At 41.2% G+C, this 6,155-nt stretch carries 7 protein-coding genes; 3 read left to right on the forward strand and 4 right to left on the reverse strand.

The genetic code is table 11. From position 1 onward, the window contains the following. Positions 1-9 precede the first annotated feature (9 nt). Positions 10-1,806 (reverse strand): gamma-glutamyltransferase, encoded by a 1,797-nt coding sequence (gene ggt / locus H6G86_RS04670; RefSeq protein ID WP_190933338.1) that lies wholly within the window; start codon positions 1,804-1,806, stop codon positions 10-12. Positions 1,807-2,010: 204 nt separating this feature from the next. Between ggt and H6G86_RS04675 the strand changes: the two genes are divergently transcribed. The 3 genes from H6G86_RS04675 (at position 2,011) to H6G86_RS04685 (ending at position 3,538) form a co-directional block, all read left to right on the forward strand. Next, positions 2,011-2,322 (forward strand): type II toxin-antitoxin system TacA family antitoxin, encoded by a 312-nt coding sequence (locus H6G86_RS04675; RefSeq protein WP_190933339.1) that lies wholly within the window; start codon positions 2,011-2,013, stop codon positions 2,320-2,322. After that, on the forward strand, positions 2,323-2,838 hold the full coding sequence (locus tag H6G86_RS04680) for a GNAT family N-acetyltransferase (RefSeq protein ID WP_190933340.1): 516 nt from the start codon (positions 2,323-2,325) through the stop codon (positions 2,836-2,838). Between the two features lie 70 nt (positions 2,839-2,908). Further along, positions 2,909-3,538 (forward strand): Uma2 family endonuclease, encoded by a 630-nt coding sequence (locus H6G86_RS04685; protein WP_190933350.1) that lies wholly within the window; start codon positions 2,909-2,911, stop codon positions 3,536-3,538. 101 nt (positions 3,539-3,639) lie between these two features. On the opposite strand, the gene H6G86_RS04690 is transcribed toward H6G86_RS04685, so the two are convergent. The 3 genes from H6G86_RS04690 to H6G86_RS04700 are packed head-to-tail and all read right to left on the reverse strand — an operon-like array spanning position 3,640 to position 5,929. Next, positions 3,640-4,542, reverse strand: a complete 903-nt coding sequence (locus tag H6G86_RS04690) for a glycine betaine ABC transporter substrate-binding protein (RefSeq protein ID WP_190933341.1) — start codon at positions 4,540-4,542, stop codon at positions 3,640-3,642. Further along, positions 4,542-5,174: an ABC transporter permease gene (locus tag H6G86_RS04695; protein WP_190933342.1), complete on the reverse strand. Its 633-nt coding sequence runs from the start codon at positions 5,172-5,174 to the stop codon at positions 4,542-4,544. The genes H6G86_RS04690 and H6G86_RS04695 overlap by 1 nt, the downstream gene beginning before the upstream one ends. Next, positions 5,171-5,929: an ATP-binding cassette domain-containing protein gene (locus H6G86_RS04700; protein ID WP_190933343.1), complete on the reverse strand. Its 759-nt coding sequence runs from the start codon at positions 5,927-5,929 to the stop codon at positions 5,171-5,173. Before H6G86_RS04700 ends, H6G86_RS04695 begins: the two co-directional genes overlap by 4 nt. Positions 5,930-6,155: the final 226 nt, after the last annotated feature.

The raw sequence follows: 6,155 nt of genomic DNA on the forward strand, positions 1-6,155 counted from the left end.
CTCACTCGTTCACAAACCTCTGGGGGAACCTTCACCGCGAGGATCTGCCGCGCCTTCTAGAGTTCCATCAGATGTAACCGCGATCGCGTTACCATTACCCCAAGGAGTAGTTTCCTTTATTTTATGCCCCCGACGGCGTAATTCTTGCAGAGTCAAAGCATCTAAACCCCAGGATTCTACACGCAACTCATCTGGAAGCCATTGATGATGTATGCGTGGAACAGAAACAGCTGCACCAACATCCATGTTGTATTCCAGCACATTTAGGATGACTTGCAAAACCTGAGTGATGATAGTGCTACCACCAGGCGAACCTGCTGCCATCCGAAAATGACCATTTTCTGTGACAATTGTGGGAGTCATGCTGGATAAGGGAGTTTTACGGGGTGCAATGCTGTTGGCATCGTTACCAACTAAACCAAAGGCGTTAGGTACTCCTGGCGCAGCAGCAAAATCATCCATTTCATTGTTGAGGATAATTCCAGTTCCCGGTGTCACCACACCAGCACCAAAACTGAGGTTAATGGTGAAAGTTAGACTTACAGCGTTGCGTTCTTCATCCACAACCGTAAGATGGCTGGTTTCAGGAGATTCATACCGCGTCGTGTGCAGTTTAAGAGACTGATGAGATAACGGAATGGTATTTTCTTCTAAACTCCGATTATTAGCTTGATTAAAACGTTGTAGTATTTTTCTATCTACCGGCTTGACCTTGGTCGAGGGTCTAGCTACTTGCATATTAATTTCTTGACGGCGTTGTTTGGCGTAAGCTGAACTGAGTAGTTCTTGTACAGGAACTTTGACAAAATCAGGATCGCCTAAATATTCTGAACGATCAGCGTAAGCAATTTTCATTGCCTCTACCATTAAGTGGATAGCGTCGGGATGATGCCATCCCAAAGATTTTAAATCACTGTCACCGATAATATTTAAAATCTGCAATAGGTGAACGCCTCCCGATGATGGAGGTGGCATAGAGCAAACTTTAGCTTTGCGGAAATTGCCACAAATAGGAGTCCGCCAGATTGGTTTGTAGGCTTTCAGGTCTTCTAGAGTAATTAAACCACCATTTTTGACCATATCAGAAGCGATCGCACGAGCAATACTTCCGGTGTAAAAACTTTGGGGATTTTCGGCAACTGCTGTTAAAGTGCGTGCCAAATCATTCTGCACCAGTTTCTCCCCTGGTTTGTAAAATTCGCCGTTGTGAGTGAAAATTTCTCGCCCTGCGGGATTATTGAGAATTGCTTGCTGGCGCTGGTTGAGCCTCTGGGTTAGCACATTGCCAAGAATAAAGCCATCTTTAGCGAGTGCGATCGCAGGTTTCATCACCTCTTGCCAAGGAAGTTTACCATAGCGACGATGCACTTCATAAAGTCCCGCCACCGTTCCAGGTGTCGCTACTGCCAAATAACCATTAATACTTGCATTGGGACGCACCTTTCCTTTTGCATCTAAATACATATTTCTTGTCGCTTTCAAGGGTGCGCGTTCGCGGAAATCTAGCGCTTTCATGTCGCCAGTTTTCTCAGAGTGCATCAGCAAAAATCCGCCGCCGCCGATGCCTGCGGAAAAAGGCTCAACTACAGAGATTGCAAAAGTTGTAGCTACAGCTGCATCCACTGCATTACCCCCTTTGCGTAACATTAAAATTCCCGCTTCACTCGCTAGAGGATGGGCTGAAACCACCATTCCCTTTTTGCTGCGTAGGGGTATTAAGGCGGCTGATGCAACTTGGCTGTAAACAACGAGGGTGAAAGAAAAGATTGCGATTGCAACTCGCTTGGGTTTAGCAACAGTAAGCATTTTTATGCCATTTGGTTTGATCTTTCTTAGCCTAGCGCCTGGGAAAGCATTTTATACGCTGCTTGCTTGTTGATTGCTCAGTTGCAGAGCGATCGCTAAATCTTGTTGAAATTCCTATCTATGTTGGTTACTATGAATTTGTAAGGACAAATGCCGTACATTTTATTTTTTGCTAAACATTATTCTTATTATGTAGAGGCTATCATGGCTGATCCTGTGGGTCAAAACCGCCAAGCAAATTTAACGCGCTCTAAGGCTGAACGTCTGGAAGCTCGTATTAGTAAAGAACAAAAAGAAATTTTCCAGCGTGCTGCTGAGATTCAAGGTCAAACATTAACAGATTTTGTGATTAGCAGCGTTATGAATGTTGCCAAACAGATTATCCAGGAAAATGAAATGATGATATTAAGTAGACAAGACCAAGAAGTTTTTGTAGAAGCACTGCTCAATCCACCAGAACCAAGTGCAAAATTAAAGGCAGCAGCTCAACGCTATGAACAAAACATGGGTGTGTAAATGGCGTTACCTGATACTTTTGATAATTATTTAATAGAGCCGCTAGGAAAGCAAGACCGGGCGGCTTTTTCTTGTGATGTTGAGAAACTTGATATTTATTTAAAACAGCAAGCCGGACAAGATGCTCGGAAGCGGATGGCTGCTCCCTTTGTTTTAATTGAAAAAAGTTCTGGAATCGTTGCTGGGTATTACACACTATCATCAACAAGTTTTAAATTTGATGAATTGCCAATTGAGATCACAAAGAAACTCCCAAAATATCCAAATGTTCCTGCAACTCTTTTAGGTCGATTGGCAGTTGATAAAAATCATCGAAAAAAAGGGCTGGGAGAAATGCTGTTAATGGATGCGCTTTATCGCAGTCTACAAAGCGAAATTGCGACAATAGCTGTAGTGGTTGATGCCAAAGACGACAAAGCGCGTTCTTTCTATGAGTATTATAATTTTATTCAATTTCCTAATTTTCCTTATCGGTTGTTTCTGATGATGCAAACAATCGAAAAAATGTTTACATAACTAATTAAAAATAACTTTTTAATGTATATTGTAATCAACTGGCTAACTTAAATTAGTGAAACAGCCGAAAATGGATACCGTAATTACACCAGAAAGAATCGAGTTACCACCTGGCGCGGTATTGAAGCTTTTGGGAAACTGGCAAGACTATCAAGTGTTGAGTCAGCAACTAGGCGATCGCTCTTCGCCTCGCATTAAATATAGACCTGGAGAGATTTTGCTAATGGCACCGCTACCAGAACATGGAAGAGATGCAAGTTTGTTGGCAGATATTGCTAAGATTTTGCTGGATCATTTAAACCGCATATACGAGTCATTTACGCCCATTACCATGAGCTTGCCAGAAATTAGTGGTATTGAACCAGACTATTCCTTTTACATTGAAAATTGTAGAGAAGTAGTTGGTAAAAAAAGAATTGATTGGGAGTCAGATCCACCACCAGATTTAGCAATTGAAATAGACGTTACAAGTTACACCGATATTAATGATTACTTACCGGATCGAGTGCCAGAAGTTTGGATATTAAAGAGTAATTGCTTATTAATTTATAGATTGCACGCAGAAAGTTATGTGCTTACGGAAAGTAGCTACTTTCCTAACGTCAGAGAAATTGTGCAGCAATGTCTCCAAATGGCCAATGAGCAATCAACAAGTGAAGTCATTAGGTGGTTAAAGAACTTTTTGCATGAACAACAGTAGGGTGCGTGACGCTAATGCTTGATTACGAATTACGTTAGCGTAGCGTTAGCGAGTCTTGTCTGCGACACGCTCCGCGAACGAGCGTCATTACGAATTACGAATTATTTTAATCCCTTCGATTTACGAAACTCCTGGACAACATCTTTAACATCACGTAATTCACCCTCAACCAAATAGTTTAATTGCCGCATTTCATCTGCCGAAATCTTTCCGGTGAGTGAAGCGATCGCTGTTTTTAATTCGGGATATTTTTTTAATATTTCTTGCCGAACAATTGGCACAGTTTCATAAGGTGGAAAATAATGTTTATCATCTTTTAAGACAAATAAACCCAATCGAGAAATTTGCCCATCAGTAGAATTCCCCGCCACCATATCTACTTGTTTTTGAATCAAAGCACGATATATCAAACCCAAGTCCATGATTTGGGGAGATTTGGCAAAACGTAAATCGTAAGTTTTAGCTAATCCAGGGAAACCATCTTCTCGTTCTAAAAACTCGTAACCAAAACCACCGCGCCATTGTGGTGTATATTTAGTAGCTTCTGAGAGAGTTTGAATATTGTAGCGTTTGGCATCATCACCCCGGACAATCATCGCAAAAGTATTTTCAAAACCCAAGCTTGGCATCACTTCCAAATTGAATTGCTGGGAGTATGCTTGTTTTAACCTTTCATAAACTTCTTTAGGGTCATTAACTGCTTTTTGCTTTAAAATTCCCGTAAAAGCTGTACCTGTGTACTCAATATAAGCATCAATTTTGCCAGTAGTAATCGCATTATGACAAACAAAAGAACCACCCAAACGGGGACGACGAGATACTTTTAAATTAGTTGTTGCCTCTATTTGCTGTGCTAAAAATTCACCTAAAATATCTTGTTCAGTAAAATCTTTGGAAGCAACAATAATATTGCCATTGCTGCTACTATTTACATTTGGTGTACAGCTAGCAATTAGTAATAACAAACTAAAAGTTAAAAAGCACGATGCTAAAAATCTTTTCATTAATTTTTAATTTTTAATTTATTTTCCAACCAGCCAATTGCAAAGTCAGCCAATAATGCAATTACCGCCGCCGGAACTGCACCAGCTAAAATTAACTGATCGTTAACTACTGATATACCGCGAAAAATAAAGACTCCCAAGCCACCAGCCCCGATCGCAGCTGCAATGGTTGCAATGCCAATAGCAATTACCGTTGCGACTCGTACACCTGCTAAAATTACCCCCATTGCCAAGGGAATCTCAACTTGCAATAACAATTGTCTATCCGTCATTCCCATACCTCTCCCAGCCTCTCGAATCGCTGGATCTACACCAGTAATCCCTGTGTAAGTATTACGAATTATCGGCAGCAAAGAATATACAGTCAGGGCAACAATTGCTGGTACAGCCCCAATTCCACCAATTATAGGAACAGGGATGAGTAAACCAAAGAGAGCCAAACTAGGAATAGTTTGGAGAATATTCGCTATGCCGAGAATTGGTTGACGGAGATATGTTTTACGTGTAATTAAAATACCTAGTGGAATGCCTACAAGTATGGCAATTCCAATAGCGATGCCTACTAAAAACAAGTGTTCTAGAGTATGCTGAAGAATTTCTGGGGCATACTTAACAAGAAAGAAATTTTTCATAAATTGTCTTGGAAGGAACGCAGACATTTAAGAAAGGCTAGACTTTCTGGGTGTTGCGATCGCATAAATTCATCTGTTGTCCCCAATACTACCAATTCTCCGCCATACATTAAACCAATTCTCGATGCCAAAACCAAGGCTTCTTGAATATCGTGGGTGACAAACACAACCGTCTTACCTAACTCTTGCTGCAAACGCCGAAACTCTTGTTGCAGTTCTAACCGCGTAATCGGATCGAGTGCGCCAAAGGGTTCATCCATCAACAACACAGGCGGATCTGCTGCTAAAGCCCTGGCTACGCCGACTCTTTGTCTTTGTCCACCCGAAAGTTCGTGCGGGTAACGCCCTGCAAATTGCGCTGGTTCTAAGCCTACCAATTGCAGCAACTCATAAACCCTTATTTTAATTTGTTTCGGTTGCCAACCTTCCAAAGAAGGAACTAAACCCACATTGCGTTCAACTGTAAAATGGGGAAATAAACCAATTTCTTGAATGACGTAACCAATTTTTCGCCGCAGTTTAATTTCATCCCATTGAGTTGTGGGAATACCATCAAATAAAACTTCGCCTTGTGTAGGTGTGAATAGGCGATTAATTAACTTCATTGTGGTGGTTTTGCCGCTACCACTGCGCCCAAGTAATACTAGTGCTTCTCCTTGGCGGATGTTGAAGTTGAGATTTGACACCAAGGGGCGATGATTGCGGCTAAAGGTAACATCGCGGAATTCAACGGCGGTTTGGTTATTTTGCGGCATTAGTAGCTTTTGGTGGACGCTAGTTATTAGACATCTCCAGAAATTAATTATGCGTTACCTGAAACCCTTGTACAGACGTTGCAATGCAACGTTTCTACATTCATTTTGAGAGATGTCTATTGTATTAAGTAAGCCGTGGGAAAAATTTATAAGTATGTAACAAAAAATTAAGCAGAAGAATTGGAGTTAAATCTTATACGCTGTGTACTATATTTTCCCTTCTCTG

It is taken from the genome of Nostoc sp. FACHB-133 (assembly GCF_014698055.1).
In the GTDB taxonomy this organism is placed as follows: domain Bacteria; phylum Cyanobacteriota; class Cyanobacteriia; order Cyanobacteriales; family Nostocaceae; genus Nostoc.